12 protein-coding genes and 1 pseudogene are annotated in these 16,574 nt (G+C 44.2%); 8 read left to right on the top strand and 5 right to left on the bottom strand.

What is annotated here, in order from left to right:
* Nucleotides 1-948, top strand: coding sequence for an ArsA family ATPase (locus tag DYE48_RS05825; RefSeq protein WP_115822805.1), 948 nt, complete (start codon nt 1-3; stop codon nt 946-948).
* Nucleotides 949-1,020: 72 nt separating this feature from the next.
* On the opposite strand, the gene DYE48_RS05820 is transcribed toward DYE48_RS05825, so the two are convergent.
* Both DYE48_RS05820 and DYE48_RS05815 read right to left on the bottom strand, forming a co-directional pair.
* Entirely contained in the window at nt 1,021-2,391 is a 1,371-nt protein-coding gene (locus tag DYE48_RS05820) for an MATE family efflux transporter (RefSeq protein WP_115822804.1), read from the bottom strand.
* Nucleotides 2,392-2,407: 16 nt separating this feature from the next.
* Nucleotides 2,408-4,144, bottom strand: coding sequence for a glycoside hydrolase family 13 protein (locus tag DYE48_RS05815; protein ID WP_115822803.1), 1,737 nt, complete (start codon nt 4,142-4,144; stop codon nt 2,408-2,410).
* A 261-nt stretch (nt 4,145-4,405) separates the two neighbouring features.
* Here DYE48_RS05815 and DYE48_RS05810 point away from each other — a divergent pair, with 261 nt between their 5' ends.
* The 7 genes from DYE48_RS05810 (at nt 4,406) to DYE48_RS05780 (ending at nt 12,960) form a co-directional block, all read left to right on the top strand.
* Nucleotides 4,406-5,707: an extracellular solute-binding protein gene (locus tag DYE48_RS05810; protein WP_115822802.1), complete on the top strand. Its 1,302-nt coding sequence runs from the start codon at nt 4,406-4,408 to the stop codon at nt 5,705-5,707.
* 92 nt (nt 5,708-5,799) lie between these two features.
* Nucleotides 5,800-7,149 carry a carbohydrate ABC transporter permease gene (locus DYE48_RS05805; RefSeq protein ID WP_115822801.1) on the top strand — a complete coding sequence of 450 codons (1,350 nt, stop codon included), beginning with the start codon at nt 5,800-5,802 and terminating at the stop codon, nt 7,147-7,149.
* Between the two features lies 1 nt (nt 7,150).
* Nucleotides 7,151-7,990, top strand: coding sequence for a sugar ABC transporter permease (locus DYE48_RS05800; RefSeq protein ID WP_115822800.1), 840 nt, complete (start codon nt 7,151-7,153; stop codon nt 7,988-7,990).
* A gap of 124 nt (nt 7,991-8,114) precedes the next feature.
* Nucleotides 8,115-9,152, top strand: coding sequence for a LacI family DNA-binding transcriptional regulator (locus tag DYE48_RS05795; RefSeq protein WP_115822799.1), 1,038 nt, complete (start codon nt 8,115-8,117; stop codon nt 9,150-9,152).
* Nucleotides 9,153-9,423: 271 nt separating this feature from the next.
* The gene (locus tag DYE48_RS05790) at nt 9,424-10,446 is read left to right on the top strand and encodes a YecA family protein (protein WP_115822798.1); all 1,023 of its coding nucleotides are present in this window, start codon (nt 9,424-9,426) and stop codon (nt 10,444-10,446) included.
* A gap of 299 nt (nt 10,447-10,745) precedes the next feature.
* Nucleotides 10,746-12,416 (top strand): catalase, encoded by a 1,671-nt coding sequence (locus tag DYE48_RS05785; RefSeq protein ID WP_115822797.1) that lies wholly within the window; start codon nt 10,746-10,748, stop codon nt 12,414-12,416.
* 82 nt (nt 12,417-12,498) lie between these two features.
* Entirely contained in the window at nt 12,499-12,960 is a 462-nt protein-coding gene (locus DYE48_RS05780) for a hypothetical protein (protein WP_115822796.1), read from the top strand.
* Between the two features lie 38 nt (nt 12,961-12,998).
* Here DYE48_RS05780 and DYE48_RS21370 read toward each other — a convergent pair whose 3' ends face one another.
* The 3 genes and pseudogenes from DYE48_RS21370 to DYE48_RS05770 all read right to left on the bottom strand — a co-directional run bounded on the left by DYE48_RS21370 (nt 12,999) and on the right by DYE48_RS05770 (nt 16,466).
* Entirely contained in the window at nt 12,999-13,664 is a 666-nt protein-coding gene (locus DYE48_RS21370; protein WP_244199387.1) for a DUF3459 domain-containing protein, read from the bottom strand.
* Nucleotides 13,665-13,730: 66 nt separating this feature from the next.
* A pseudogene (locus DYE48_RS21545) lies at nt 13,731-15,287 on the bottom strand (alpha-amylase family glycosyl hydrolase); the annotation flags it as partial.
* Between the two features lie 585 nt (nt 15,288-15,872).
* Nucleotides 15,873-16,466 carry a YdcF family protein gene (locus DYE48_RS05770; protein WP_115822795.1) on the bottom strand — a complete coding sequence of 198 codons (594 nt, stop codon included), beginning with the start codon at nt 16,464-16,466 and terminating at the stop codon, nt 15,873-15,875.
* Nucleotides 16,467-16,574: the final 108 nt, after the last annotated feature.

The raw sequence follows: 16,574 nt of genomic DNA, 5'->3' as shown, positions 1-16,574 counted from the left end.
ATGGAAGGTTTGCATAAGAATAAAGTTATTTTCGTGGGTGGAAAAGGAGGAGTAGGGAAGTCAACATCCTCCGCTGCACTTGCTGTTGCGTTTGCGAAAGAAGGGCATCGCACCCTTGTCGTATCTACAGATCCTGCCCATAACCTTGGAGATATTTTTCACGAAAAAGTCAATCATGAGAAGACGGCATTAATGGAAAACCTCTGGGGAATTGAAATCGATCCCTTTTATGAATCTAAGCGGTACATTGCAGGTGTGAAAGATAATTTGGAAGGCCTTGTGAAATCGAAAATGGTCGAAGAGGTTCACAGGCAGATTGATATGGCTAGTGCATCTCCCGGAGCGGATGAAGCCGCCTTATTCGACCGTCTCATCTCGATTATTCTGGAAGAATCCGAGCACTTTGACAAGATCGTATTTGATACAGCACCAACAGGGCATACGATCCGTCTATTGACTTTGCCAGAGCTAATGAGTGTTTGGATTGACGGGATGCTTGAACGCAGGAAAAAGATTAACGACAACTACACCCAGCTGTTAAATGATGGCGATCCTGTCGATGATCCGATTTACGATGTGTTGCAGCGTAGGAAAGAAAAATTTGCTGCAGTAAGGAAAGTGATTCTTGATCCTGTTCAGACTGGGTTTGTATTTGTTTTAATACCAGAGCGGCTTCCGATCCTCGAAACAGAGCAGGCGATTCGGAAATTGAAACAGCATGACTTGATAGTTAAGACTCTGATCGTTAATAAAGTCCTGCCCGATTATGCAGACGGTGAATTTCTTGCAAAAAGACGAAAACAAGAAGAAACGTACCTTGAGGAAATCAGAGGGAAATTCAAAGAACAGCAGCTAATTCAAATCCCGTTATTTGAAGAAGACGTTTCCGATATGAACAAACTAAAAACCTTCTCAAGCAACCTTAGTGAAGGGGTAAAGGCAAGATGATGACTTTAATTTCCATTTTATGTATGACCTGGTACACCAAATATATCCATTAGAATAGAAGAAAGCGCACGGTCAGCTTGTATTCGCTTGACTGCGCGCTTTTTCATTTTGAGTGACAAAAGATTTTTTCAGCCATATCCTCGATTTCCATCTTCGCAGCATAAGGACACCGCGCAGCCATTCATCCACGATGAAGCCGATCCAGATGCCGATCAGTCCATAGGCAAAATAAAGACCGAATATCCAGGCGATGGTCACCTGAACTCCCCACATCGATAGGACTCCGACAATGACTGGGAAACGCACGTCGCCAGCGGCTCTTAACGAATTGATGACAACGAGGTTGAAGGCGCGTCCCGGCTCCAGTAGAACCGTTAGCAATAACAAGATGCTTCCTGTTGCTAAAATGGTTGAGTCTTCTGTGAAGAGACCAAGCAAAAAGTCACTGGAAAAATAGAAAACAACGGCCACGGATAAAGAGATAACAATGGCTAACTGTAAGCTCCGAATACATTGCCGGTAAGCTTTCTCCGTTTCTTTTGCGCCTATATGATGACCGATCAAAATTTGCGTACCTTGCCCAATGGCGATGGAGCATAGAAAAATGAACATCATCAGGTTTTGGGCATAGACTTTCGTCGTAATCGCGGTCGCTCCCATTTGGGCGACAATATAGGTGATGGCCATCTGACTGGCATTGTAGGAAAGCTGCTCTCCGGCAGACGGGACACCGATATGAAGTAGATTTTTAATGTGCTCTTTTTCATAGTGGTAAAAAGAGCGCCAGGGCAGATCCCCGGACACACGTTTGATGAGCAATAACAGGAGAACGAAAAAGCCGAAAGCTCTCGAAATTGCTGTCACATAAGCGACACCTTCTACTCCAAAGACGGGAAAACCGAACGGACCGAAAATAACAAAGTAGTTGCCGATGACGTTCAGGATGTTCATGCCGATCGTGACATACATGGGATCTTTCGTGTGACCATAGCTTCTTAAAAGCGCTCCGATCGTCATCAGCATGGCCTGGACAAAAATAAGTCCGCCCACAATGTTCATATAGTCCGTGGCGTCTCCCATAAGAGAAGCCGGCAGATCCATGACACTCAGGATTTGTTCGCTGAATACAAAGAGCGCGAAGCTTAGAAGGAGCGAAAACCATAAGTTGACACTGAGTGACGTGACGGATATGCTTCCTGCCTCTTTCTTTTGTTCAGCCCCGAGGTTTTGCGCGACTAAAATCGCTGCCCCCGTCGCAACGAATCCGAACATGACGATGACAACGGAAAGGATTTGATTGGAAACTCCGACGGCCGCCACGGCATCGTCGGAGTACTGACTGAGCATGAGTGTATCGGCGTTACCCATCAACATGTGAAGCAGAACTTCAATGAAAATCGGCCATGTGAGGGCGAACAACGTTAGTTTTTTAGCTTGAGTCATGGAAAGACTCCTCTACTTACTTTTTCTCCAAAATTAAATATCCAGATGGACTTAAGGTAGCTTTTTCCCCTTTTACTTTAGAGTTTTGGTCACCATCCACGATTCTCGATGGTGAAGCATCTTCGATAGAAATGGGATCGGATGTAAGGTTAATCAAGAACAACAGGGACTGCTCGTCTGACTTTTTCTCATAGGCAAGGACATGTTTTCCGTAATCAACAAATGAGAACCGGCCTTGATTACCAAACGCTGGCTCTGATTTACGAAGAGCGATCAGTTTTTGTATAAAAGAAAACAACTCCTGATCTTGATCTTCTTCGTCCCAGATCATGCATTTTCGGCAGCCAGGGTCTTCGCCGCCTGTCATGCCGATTTCATCTCCATAATAGATGCAAGGAGTCCCTTCATAAGAAAGCTGGAAAAGGTACATCAATTTAGCGGCTCGTTTATCTCCATCAGCGTAGGTCAGAACTCTTGGCGTGTCGTGGCTGTCAAGAAGGTTGAACGCGACTTCATTGACGGATACAGGATACATATGCTGAACATGGGACAGTTCATTCTTGAATTGCTCCAGCCCTATTTTTTTCTTAGCGAAAAAGTTTATGACTGCGTTTGTGAATGGATAGTTCATGACAGCATCGAATTGATCTCCTTGAAGCCATGGCATTGAATCGTGCCAAATCTCACCAAGGATATAAGCGTCCGTTTTGGTTTCCTTGACGGTTTGACGGAATCCTCTCCAAAAGGCATGGTCCACTTCATTCGCAACATCCAGTCGCCACCCGTCAATATCAAACTCTTCCACCCAATAGCGTGCGACTTTCAGAAGATAATTTTTGACCTCAGGGTTCTCTGTATTGAGCTTCGGCATGCTGGACACGTAAGCGAAAGCATCGTAGTTCGGGACAGGCTCTGTGACGACTTTGTCTTCTCTTAAATGGAACCAGTCTGCATATTCGGAATCGATTCCATTTTTCAATACATCCTGAAATGGTTTGAAGTAGTAACCGCTATGATTAAAAACGGCATCCAACATGACCCGAATGCCTCGTTTGTGACATTCTTTCACGAGCTTGCGGAAGGTTTCTTTATCACCGAATTGTGGATCGATTTCCATATAGTCGATCGTGTCGTATTTATGGTTGGAATGAGCCTTGAAAATCGGCGTGAAGTAGATGCCATTGATGCCGAGTTCTTCTAAATGATCGAGGTGGTCGATCACCCCTTGAAAGTCTCCCCCAAAAAAGTTTGTTGGTGTTGGTTCTGTGCTTCCCCATGGCAAATTCCCATCAGGGTTCAGAGAGGAATCTCCGTTGGCAAACCGTTCTGGGAAAATTTGATACCATACTGTATCCTTCACCCACTCCGGTGCCTGAAAAACATCGATGCTGTTCAGGAACGGGAAGCAGAAGTGGTAGGCCGTATCATCTAATGGCACCTCATCATAAAATCCTTTTTCGGTGAAAACCGTTTGTTCTTCTCCACCCTGCAGTAAAAAGGAGTATCGCAGTCTGCGGAAGGTGGGCTCTAAGGTTGCAAACCAATAGTCAAAAAGTTCATCAGAGCCGGACTTTACCATTGGCTTCTGTTCGGTCTGCCAATGGCCATCCGCCCAGTTGTAAGGATCTCCATGAACGAGCTGGACAGTATCAACATCCTCTTTTTTTGTTCGTAAACGAATGTGGATGATCTTCTCATCATACGCGTAAGCGTAGTTATTCTTCGGTCTGTGGTAGACGGCTTCTTTGAACATCAATATTCATCCTTTCTGAACAAGCGTTTGCACATAATCATGCGTTTCTATTAATTAAAACTATAGAAGAAAGATAGGGAAGTCAATGAAAATGTGAAAGCGTTAACGTACTGTTATAGATAGTGAAACATAATTTTAATATTTTATAAGAAAACGCTTGCAAATATATTTTTAGTTTGTATAATTAGAATCAAGATGTGTGCAATCGGTTTCACTGGATTGCGTTACATATCCATTAGGAAACTATTAGGGGGAGTTAGTATGAAAAAGTGGTTGAGCTTATTGTTTATCGCTTTTCTTACGGTTGCGATGCTGGCTGCGTGTGCACCGGATCGTGAAGAGGAAGCGAGTGGAGGAGATTCTGGTAGTGACGATACATCTTCTGAATCCTCAGAAGACGGCATGCCTGAAAAACCTGAAAAGCTGGTCGTTTGGGAAGATAAAGAAAAAGGTGTCGGCCTTGAGCCTGCGATTGCTAGTTTCGAAGAGGAACATGGCATCGAAGTAGAATTCAAAGAGTTGGATATGGCGACGAAAATGGGAGAACAACTTCGTCTGGACGGACCGGCTGGGACAGGCCCTGATGTTTTAACACTGCCACATGACCAAATCGGTCAGTTCGCCATTGAAGGTCTGCTTTCTCCAATTGAAGTGGACGGCACTGTGACAGATCTTTATACAGAAGCTTCCATCCAGGCACAAACATACGATGGAAACCTTTACGGACTTCCAAAGTCTACCGAAACTCCGGTTTTCATTTATAACAAAGAACATATGACAGAAGTACCTGAAAACTTCGATGAACTGTTTGAGTTCACCAAAGAGTTCAATAATGGTGATCAATACGGCTTCTTGGCCCTATGGGATAACTTCTACTTCGGAAACTCCATCATGGCTGGTTACGGTGGATATGTATTCGGTGAAGAAGGTGGAGCATTGAATCCACAAGATCTTGGTTTGAGTAATGAAGGTGCTGTTGAAGGTGCCCAGTACATCCAAAAATGGTACGAGGAAGTATTCCCATCCGGAATCATCGGTGAAAGCGGCGGATCAGCGAAAGACGGCCTTTTCCAAGAAGGTAACGTTGCTTCAATGATGGACGGACCATGGGCATATCAAGCATTGAACGAAGCAGGAATCGATTATGGTGTTGCACCACTTCCGAAGCTTCCAAATGGTGAATATCCACAAACATTCGTTGGTGTGAAAGGCTGGCACTTGTCTTCTGCTTCTGAAAATAAAGAGTGGGCGACAGAGTTGATCAAGTGGATCACGAACGAAGAAAATGCAAAAATCCGTTATGAAGAAACAAATGAAATTCCTCCAGTGAAAACATTGATTGAAGATCCAATTATTGCGGACAACGAAAAAGCACGTGCAGTAGCTGTTCAATCTGAGCGGGCGGTTCCAATGCCGAACATCCCTGAGATGGGTGAGGTTTGGGAGCCGATGGCACAGGCCTTGCAAGTTGTCGCAACTGGTAAGTCCGAGCCTGAAGACGCACTGAATGAAGCACAAAGTACGATTGAACAACAAATTGAATCCAATCACGGAGGCAATTAATTATCGGGCAGAGCCGAACCCGTCTGTCGGGTCCGGCTCTGTTTTTTTAAAAAACAGGGTTACGTGTTGGATAGAAAGAAAGGAGATTGAACATGGGGGAACGTCAACAGAAGATAAACGATGAGGAACAAAAGAAGCGTCAGCCAAAGCATCAAAAAAAGAAAAAGACGCAAACAACGACGAACCATCGAAAGATTGCTTTAGGGCTGTCGATCCTACCTGGATTTGGTCAATTCTATAATAAACAGATTTTTAAAGGCTCTGCTTTTCTCATTTTAATGGCCTCTTTTTTCATTGCCTTTTCCGACTTGCTTCAATTCGGATTTTGGGGTCTTGTTACGCTTGGAACCGATCCCAATTATGATCATTCCATCGTTCTGCTTGTAGAAGGAATCTTGACGTTGATCGTTACGATACTAGGATTAGGTGTTTATGCGTTCAATTTAAGAGATGCTTTTAAAGTGGGAAAACAAAGAGACCTTAACGAAGCACCCAACTCGATCAGACAGCAGTATCAAAACCTCGTAGGCGGTGGGTTTCCTTACTTAATGATGACACCAGGGTTTTTACTGCTTGTGTTTGTGGTTATTTTTCCAATTTTATTTGTCATCCTGCTATCTTTTACAAACTATGATTTATACCATTCCCCACCAGCTAATCTAGTGGATTGGGTAGGTTTCCAAAACTTCATTGATATCTTTAATATTCCTATTTGGAGAGAAACCTTCTTCAGTGTTCTTGCCTGGACGGTTATTTGGACGTTTGGGGCGACAACGTTACAGATCGCTTTAGGAATTTTCCTTGCTGTATTGATGAATCAGAATGGGATCATATTCCAAAAGACGATCCGTACCATTTTCATTTTGCCTTGGGCTGTTCCTGCATTCGTATCGATTCTTGTTTTTGCAGGCATGTTCAATGAAACGTTCGGTACCATTAACCGGGATATCCTGGCTGTCTTTGGTCTTGGTGATATTCCATGGCTGACGAACCCGACATACACGAAAATCGCGTTGATCATGATTCAGACTTGGCTTGGATTCCCGTTCATTTTTGCCATGGTTACGGGTGTTCTGCAGTCGATTCCGAATGAACTTTATGAAGCAGCAGATGTCGATGGTGCTTCCATTTTTCAGAAATTCAGAAGCATTACGCTGCCGCTCGTTTTGTATGCGACAGCACCAATTATGATTACCCAGTATACGTTCAACTTCAACAACTTTAATGTTATTTTCCTCTTCAATGGGGGAGGTCCGGCTGTTCCTGAACAGAATGCAGGTGGAACAGATATCTTGATATCCTGGATCTACAACTTGACGATGACATCTGCCCAATACGGAAAGGCGGCAGCGATTACGATGATCCTGTCCTTGATCGTCATTACCGTAGCCTTGTGGCAGTTCAGAAGAACGAAATCATTCCAAGAAGAGGATATGATGTAATATGAAAAACAAACAACGTGTGATCCAGCTGACGTTTTCGTACATTGTGATTTTGGCTATGATCGCGATTATCCTATACCCGATTCTATGGATTGTCGGATCTTCTTTTAACCCGGGGAACAGTTTATCAGGCTCCTCAATCATCCCTAAAGACGCAACATTGAAACACTATAAAGAGTTGTTCGATCCAGCACAGAGCGACTATCTGATTTGGTATTGGAATACGATTAAAATTTGTGTTCTGACGATGCTGCTTTCTGTTGCGCTCGTGTGTATGACCGCCTATTCTTTCTCAAGGTTCCGTTTTGTCGGTCGTAAAAATGGTTTGATGACCTTTTTGATTCTACAGATGATTCCAAACTTCGCTGCTTTGATTGCGATCTATGCCCTGGCGAACTTAACAGGATTGCTTGATACCCACCTTGCCTTGATCCTTGTTTACACAGGTGGCGCGATTCCGATGAACACGTACTTGATGAAAGGGTACTTAGATACCATTCCGAAAGAGTTGGACGAATCCGCTCGTATGGACGGTGCAGGGAACTTGCGTATTTTCTGGCAGATTGTTATGCCGCTTGCGAAACCGATGATTGCGGTCATTTGCCTGTTTACTTTCATCACCCCGTTCACAGACTTTATCCTGGCTCGTATCTTGCTACGTTCGGAAGATAAATTCACACTTGCGGTAGGACTTTATGAAATGATTGCCGATCAGTTCGGAAATGAGTTCACATTGTTCGCTGCGGGTTCTGTATTAATTGCAGTCCCGATCTCTTTGCTTTTCTTGTCATTGCAGAAATATTTCGTTTCTGGATTGACAGCAGGGGGGACGAAGGGATAACCTTGAAGACATATGTATGGAAGGAGAAGCGGAGCAGCCCTCCGGTTCTCCTTTTTTAATAAAAGACAGATGAAAGCGTCCTCATGATAAAATGAACATAGTATGCAAATAGAAGGTGAAAGTTATGGCGGTAACCATTAAAGAAGTGGCCAAAGCGGCAGGGGTAGCTCCTTCAACCGTGTCCCGTGTCATTGCAGACCATCCTAGAATCAGCCCAGCCACGAAAAAGCGAGTAAAAAAAGCCATGAAAGAGATGGGGTATCATCCGAATGCCAATGCAAGGAACCTGGCCAACCGTTCCACGCAGTCGCTCGGTGTCGTTATGCCCTCCAGTGCAGACAAAGCGCTCCAAAACCCGTTCTTTCCAGAGGTTTTGCGTGGAATTAGTGCGGTCGCTCATGAGCTTGATTACTCGATGCTCTTATGTACAGGAGAGACAGATGAAGAAATGCTTGAGGCCGTCAAGCGCATGGTGTTCAGTAATCGAACAGATGGCATCATCCTTCTTTATTCACAGGTGGATGATCCGATTATGGAATTTTTGCTGGAACAGAATTTTCCTTTTGTCATCGTCGGTAAACCGGCGACACGTGTCGATGAAATCACGCATGTGGATAACGATAATATCCGGGCCGGCAAAGAAATTACCAATCACCTGATTGATATTGGACACGAATGTATTGCATTCATCGGTGGTTCCGAAGACCGCATTGTAACCATTGATCGTATGCGCGGATATGAGCTGGCTCTCGAAGAAGCCGGATTGCCGTACTTGGATGAGTACCGGATTCATACAGAGTTCTTGAAGTCCGGAGGTCGTCAGGCGGTTCATGAGTTGTTTGCCCTTCCTAAACCACCGACAGGCATTGTAATTGCCGATGATCTGATGAGTATCGGTGTTGTGAACATGCTTGAAGAATTCGGGAAGCGCGTGCCTGACGATATCTCGATTGTCAGTTTCAACAATGTGTACTTATCAGAAATTACCCGTCCTCCATTGACGACCGTCGATATCCATATTCATGGACTCGGCAGTCAGGCGGCCAAATGTCTGATTGAAAAAGTGAAAAACAAAGAGGAACCAGCGAAAAGGATTATCGTCCCCTTCGATATCAAATATCGCGCTTCCACAAAAGAAATCAAACCACAGCTGGAAAGCTAACCTTCCAGCTGTGGTTTTTTTCTGTGGGTGCAATGTAAGAATATGTAAGACCTGGTCATCCAGAAACTGGGCGACCAGGTCTTACAATATTTAACATGTGACTGAGAGTCACATGTTTCATCCAATTAATGACAGACCAGGTCATCCAATATTTGGATGACCTGGTCTGTATATTATTTCCTCCTTCTTTTTTCCTTGATTTTTTGCATGTTGGCTCAATCTTCGGTACTCTAGTAGAGTTGAACGTTTATGAGTTAAGAGAGGGATATTAATGAGTAAGGTAAAAAGAAATGACCCATGTCCATGTGGAAGTGGGAAGAAATATAAGAAATGTTGCATGAATAAGACAGACGAAGGCGTGGGATCCACAAGCCTTCATGAGGAGTTGAAAGGTCACTACAGTCACTTTATGGCCTATGTGAACCGTAACTATCCGAATATTACGCCTAACGACGAGCGTGAAACGCAGGAGGAAGAAGTAGAAGCGGCTTTCCGTATGGTACGAGGTGTATTCATGGAACAGCAAGAAGATGGAACAACGCTCTATGAGGAATTCTTTGAAAAGAAGCAGGACAAAATCGTCCGTCCAGCGACTCTAGCGTCGATGGAAGCGTGGAAATCGCCACTCGCTAGTGTTTTCCATATCCAGGAGATTCAGTCCGAGCAAACGGTAACAGTTAAAGATGTGTGGAGTGGCCTAACCTATGAAGTGAAGCGTGACGGCATTCCATTGAAGGAAGAAAATTACCTGCACATGCCGTATGTGATTGGAGTCTCTCTGAAATGGGGACCGATCTTCAACTTCGTACCGCTTGCGATTCCAAACTATGAGGAATCCTACCAAACTTTCAAACAGACGATAGAGGAAAAATGCCAGCAGGCTGGATATGAATCGATTCATGCCTACATGCAGTCAACACTTATTGAACAGTTGAGAAACTGGATGTATATGAACGTTTCTGAAGAATCCTCAGAAAAACAAGAATTACAAGAACAAGATACGCAAGGAACCGAGGAAGATGATGTACTCGATCTTGTCGATGATGAGCTGAAAACAGAACCAACCTTTGAGAGGTTGCGTGAAGCTTGGCTCTCTTATAAACAGGCAGAAGATCCGACGTTGCGTAAACCGGAAGTGGTTTCTGCTGCGCTTGAACACATTTATCGTACATCTGAAGAGTTTCGCACTGAACCTGAGAAGGTGACGAAAAAAGCAGTAGCGACGAAATATGATGTTAGTCCGAGCAGCATGAGTAAGCGAATCACTCAGCTGAAGGATTATATGGAAGGTTGACCTTTTAAAGGCTTAGAGCTCGGTGCTCTAAGCCTTTTTCATGATGATATTGATAAAAGTCTAAAAGCCACCGATAAATTCTTGAAAGCTACTGATAAAATAGTGAAACCCACTGATAAAAGTCCAGAAGTCACCGATAAATCCTTAAAGTCGCCAATAAAACTCCGGAAGTCGCTAATAAAACCCCCAAAGCTGCTAATAAAATCCCTAAACTCGCTAACATAATCTTATTTCCTCTTATGGAATAAAAAACCTGACCTCAGCAAAAACTCTTCCTATACAACGGAGGTGGTAAGAATATGGATAAACATGAACAAGGTCCAGGAGGAGCGGAGGATCAGCGCTTTTCTGAAGAGGAAAACGAAAAGACATTAACGACAAGACAGGGGCATCCTGTCCGTACCAATCAAAATCTGCGTACGGTCGGGAATCGCGGCCCGGCGACGCTTGAGAACTATGATTTTATAGAAAAGATTTCCCACTTCGACCGTGAGCGTGTACCTGAACGTGTGGTGCACGCACGTGGTACCGGAGCGCATGGATACTTTGAGACATACGGAAAAGCAGGGGATGAACCTGTGGAGAAATATACACGGGCAAAGGTGTTTTCTGGTGCAGGAAAACAAACGCCTGTGCTTGTCCGTTTTTCTACGGTGACGCACTCGGCTGGTTCTCCGGAAACCTTGCGTGATCCGCGCGGGTTTGCGGTGAAGTTTTATACGGAAGACGGAAACTGGGACTTGGTTGGAAACAACTTGAAGGTTTTCTTCATTCGTGATGCGATGAAGTTTCCTGACTTGATCCACGCTTTCAAGCCGGACCCTGTCACGAATATTCAGGACAGTGAGCGGATTTTCGACTTCATCAGTCAAACGCCTGAGGCGATGCATATGATTACGTTCCTTTTCTCCCCATGGGGAATTCCGGCGAACTACCGGCAGATGCAAGGATCAGGTGTAAACACGTATCGCTGGGTGAACGAGGAAGGAAAAGCTGTCCTCGTCAAATACCACTGGGAGCCTTTAAAGCAGGGAATTAAGAATTTGACGCAGGAAGAGGCGAATGAAATCCAGGGCGAAAACTTTAATCATGCCACTCAAGATTTGTATGAAGCGATTGAAAGTGGCGACTATCCGGAGTGGGAACTTTGTGTTCAAATCATGGATGATCATGAACATCCAGAACTTGATTTTGATCCACTCGACGATACAAAAATTTGGCCGGAAGATCAGTTTCCATTTCTGAAGGTAGGAAAAATGGTGCTCAATAAAAATCCGGACAACCACTTCAATGAAATCGAGCAGGCGGCCTTCGGTACAGGTGTACTTGTGGACGGACTCGACTTTTCGGATGATAAGATGCTTCAGGGGCGTACGTTCTCTTATTCCGATACACAGCGCTATCGCGTTGGTGCGAACTACCAGCAGCTGCCGGTGAATGCTCCAAAAAAACATGTGGCGACAAACTACGAAGGTGGCAACATGTCTTATTTCACGGATCGTCCAAAAGATGCGAATCCACATGTGAATTATGAACCTTCCACCTTAAACGGCTTGGAAGAAGCAAAACCGAAAACAAAACCTCATCAGCCTTATGCGGAAGGCAAGTTGAAGAAAGAGCCCATTGATCGGGAAAATAACTTCAAGCAAGCCGGCGAGCGCTACCGACTTTTAAAAGACTGGGAGCGAGATGATCTAATTATGAACCTCGTGACTTCCCTGAAGCCATGCCAGCCTCACATCCAGAAGAAAATGATTTCTCTTTTCTCCCAATGTGATGAGGATTATGGAAAACAGGTAGCGGAAGGGCTCGGCATGAACGCAGGAAACATGAATGAAGAAATGGCGAGTGAAATCACTCCGACCAAAGGAAAGCTGCCGAAACAGGGAGGCTCTCCGATTGGAAGTGCAGGAGCTGCGGATGCCGTTGAAAAAGCTCAGGAAAAAGGACACGAAGCGGACCCTTATTGATCGTGTAAGCCTGACTCAAATCAGAGTCAGGCTTTTCTTTTTTTCTACTCTCGTGCATAAGGTAAGTAGGGGAGGGGATCACATGAAGCGGAGCCGTTCACCCATGATTTTCATCTTTGTTTTAGGCTTGATTGTTATCCTTGCCATTGTCCTCACCATTTTCTTCATGACTCGACCTGGCCAGCGTGCAGAAAGTACCATCGAGCAATTTTATTTGCATGAACAACAAGGGAAGTTTTCGGATTCGTGGGAGCTTTTTCACTCTCAAATGAAGGAGAAATTCACAAAAGGACATTACATACAAGACCGTGCGCACGTGTTCATGAACCATTTCGGTGTGGAGAGTTTTGAGTTTGTCCTCGGAGATCTGAAGAAACTGGATCAATGGACCATGGAAAAAGGCTCGAAACCTTTAAGTCCTGTGTATCAAGCGACTGTTATTCAAACATATAAAGGAAAATACGGACTTTTCCGCCTGCATCAAGATGTTTATGTGGCAGAGGAAAAAGGGGAGTGGAAGATCCTATGGGATTATCATAAATAACAAAGAGCTTCCTACTTAAAAAGTAGGAAGCTCTTCTGTCAGGCGGCTTCATTCTTGACTTGAACCTGTTCCACCGTCACTTGGTATTCGTTTTGAGGGTCAAAAATAAAGATATATTCCCCATCTGCTTCGGGTGTGAAGCGGAGGTTATCGCCTTCGAGCCATTCACCGTCACGGACAAATTTATATTCCACTGTTTCTCCTGCGGTCAATTCCATCGGCTCACTTTTCCAACGGGCTTCCTTTTCATCGAAGGTCAGCATGTTGGCATCACTGGACCAGTCGAACGGTGCAGATCCACGTAATACGACTTTGTTGTATTTCTTTTCTTCCGTTGGAGCCTCATAGCGCAGCTTCCCTTTGACATCATAAATCGCAACAGACACTGCTTCGCTTGTCATTTCTAGGGTGCCTTTATGACTCTTCAGCTTTTCCTTTTCAAGAAGCGAAGTGAGCTGTACTTTGTTCGGGGTCTGCTGGTTGTAAAGGTCGATGATATCGAGCTTCCGGTCCTCTTCGCCCAGGTTCATGACGACAAGCACTTTGTCCTGTGGCACGGAACGTTCAAAGACGAGGACGTCATCATCAGAGTAGATGACGTTAAAATCGCCTTGCGTTAAGGCTGGCTGGTCATTTCTTGCATCAATCAACGTTTTGTAATGGGAAAGAATATCCTGGTTCTGTTTTTCTTCCTCCCAAATCATCATTTCGCGGTAGTAACGGTCTTTCCACTCGTCCACAAGGTTATGGTCACCGCTTTGAGACAAGCCGACCTCATCTCCATAATAGATGATTGGTGCGCCAGGTAACGTAAACTGTAGCGCTGCTGCATTTTTCAATGTTTCTTCGTTTCCATCAGCTTCGAACAAAAAGCGCGGCATGTCGTGACTATCTAAAAAGGTTGCTGCAACGAATTCATCCCCATAAGTTCCGAAGGTCTCCTCGAGAGATGACGCTAGTGCGTTTACTGAACCATCCTGAATGAATGCATTCGTAATCGCTGAATGCGTCTCGAAATCGATCGCCCCATCTAATTTTCCTTTGTAAGAAGAAATGGTATCAAGATTGTCCCAAACTTCTCCGAAGATGAAGGCATCTTCATCGAGTGACTTCACTTTATGACGGAAGTCAACCCAGAAGCTTTGGCTTGGGCCTTTGGCATAATCCAGGCGGAAGCCGTCGACACCGATTTCATTCATCCAGAACGGGACGACTTCATCCAGCATGTACTCACGCGTTTCTGGGTTGTTGTTGTTCAACTCAGGAAGTTCTTGAATGCCATAAAACGTATCATATTCATTCGGATAATTCGTAAATGTTTACCAATCATAGTAAGGACTGTCTGGTCCTTTTTCTAAGGCATCCTGGAAAAAGTCGTGTTGATCGGATGTGTGGTTCGGGACAAGATCATAAACGACTTTCATATCGCGTTTGTGTGCTTCATCCACAAGTTCTTTCATGAGTTGATTGCTGCCAAAACGAGGGTCGATGTTCATGAAGTCTGTTGGATGATATCCGTGGGAATACGGGCCCTCGTAAATTGGTGAAATCCAAAGTGTATTCACACCAAGATTCTCGATATAATCAATTTTCTCAAGGACACCTTGAAGGTCTCCACCCATCCAGCCTTTTAACTGCTCGTCGTATGGCTGTTCAGGGTTTACAGACGTATTGTTCTTCGTACTTCCATCACGGAAACGATCAACGAACACTTGGTAAATAACCGCTTCTTTTGCCCATTTCGGAGACTCATATGTGTCTACATAATAAGCGAACTCGGTGGCATCCTCAGAACTCAACACATTGTTATCGGCAAATTGAGAGCCGTCACTGTTTGAGTTCCAAACATCGAGTTTATATTTTACGCGTGTTTCTTTTTTCTGAGAGGGGATAACACCTTCCATGATCGATGTTTTCAATCCATCGGCATTTTCAGATGTATCCGTCACTTTTAAAGGAGCGGTTTGTCCATTGGCAGCTTCTCCTCGTTTTCCATCTGGAGTGGTGCCGTCCGTCGTATAATAGATGGCTCCTTTGTCGATTGGTCCAAAGTGCTGCACTTCTACTTTAACCGTTACATCATCACGGTGGTCCGGAACGTAAGGGGAATGGTTATAATCGTGAGTCACCGATTGGGCGACAGGAACTTTCTTCCACTCGGTGACCGTATCTTCTTTGTTCTCGCCAGATGTGGATAAAGTCACTGTACGAGGTTCGGAGCGTTCTTCCTTATAAGATTCCCCGGCAAGACTATAAAAATAAGAAACTTCTTCGCCCGCTTGTCCTACAATTTTAGTTGTGTACGTATGTTCAGAGGTTTTCGTCATAGGTGCGGCTGTGTAATGGAAGTTATTTTTGCTTGAAGCGACCGTAGGTGTCACCCATTCCGGCGTTCCCTCAGGGACGGTGAGCTCAAGCTCCACACTTGCTTCGTAAGTATCAGCGAGGCGGATGTCGACTTTGCGTTCGTTTTCAGGGTGAAAAGCGAAAATGTACTCGGCATCTTGAGGAGCTGTGAATGTCAAATTTGCTCCAGGCATCCAATTTGTATCATAAACAAATTTGAACTCTGTGACTTTTCCACCTTCCAATGGAATTGGACCACTGAGCCATACTCCTTCTTCAGCATTGTAAGTAAGAGGGTTGTTATTTGAACTCCAATCTAAGGTTTCAGCGTTCCCGCGCAATACAACTTCATCGTATGTTTTAGCATCTGCATATGTAGATGCAACCGGTTGCGCAAATGACAAAAATAATAGCGCGATACCGATCAGCCAAATCCAACGTTTTTGAATCAAACGAATCCCATCCTTTCAAAATTATAGGTGAAATCGCTTTCATAATAAAGGAGTCAACAAAGAATGTCCATAGGGCTATATGATTAAATGTCAGAAAAGAAGAAAAAATTCCGTTCACTCCAAGAGTAAACGGAACCAATAGACACCTATTTTCACATATTCGCCGAATGTCATTCTTTTTTCATGTTCGGTCATTCCATCAGAAGGATCAAAGAAAGAAGAGGCAAAGGAGTAGTCCAACTCTATTTCGTTATCGTATATGTCATCAAACGTCATCTTTGTACGCCGGGAATGGTAATCGCTTGTGACAACGAGGGCAGAACTAAAACCTTCTTCTTCTATAATATTTTTAGATAGAGTGGCATTTTCGTATGTACTGGTAGCAGAAGGTTCTTCAAAAATCGCATCTTGAGGCACTCCCATACTCATGGCTTCCTCAGGTGTTGTTCCATTTTCCGTCGAATTCGTTAAAATTATATGACTCGCCCATCCTTCGTTGAAGAGCTCAGTCGCATGTTCGAGACGTTCCTCATTTCCGCTCAAAACGATGATTGCATCATATTCTTTGGAGGATTCCAAGGAATCTTCAGCTATCAAAAACTCTGGACCTAGAAGAAGAGGTGTCATCACCGCTGCTGATAAGAATAGAATGAATAGTAAGAAGGACAAAAGAATGATCTTTTTTGTTTTCTTTATATGAGATGCCATAAAAACCCCCAAATTTTGGATAGCTTTATAATCTTGTATATATCTCCAGAGAAAATTATTAAACCTCTTAACATTTTACTTGTATAATCTTGTCGAATTTAGTAACAT

Origin of the sequence: Halobacillus trueperi (assembly GCF_003386945.1) — a bacterium.
Lineage (GTDB): Bacteria > Bacillota > Bacilli > Bacillales > Halobacillaceae > Halobacillus > Halobacillus aidingensis.
The sequence above is the reverse complement of the archived record's forward strand: the minus strand, read 5'-3'. Positions and strand labels throughout refer to the sequence as shown.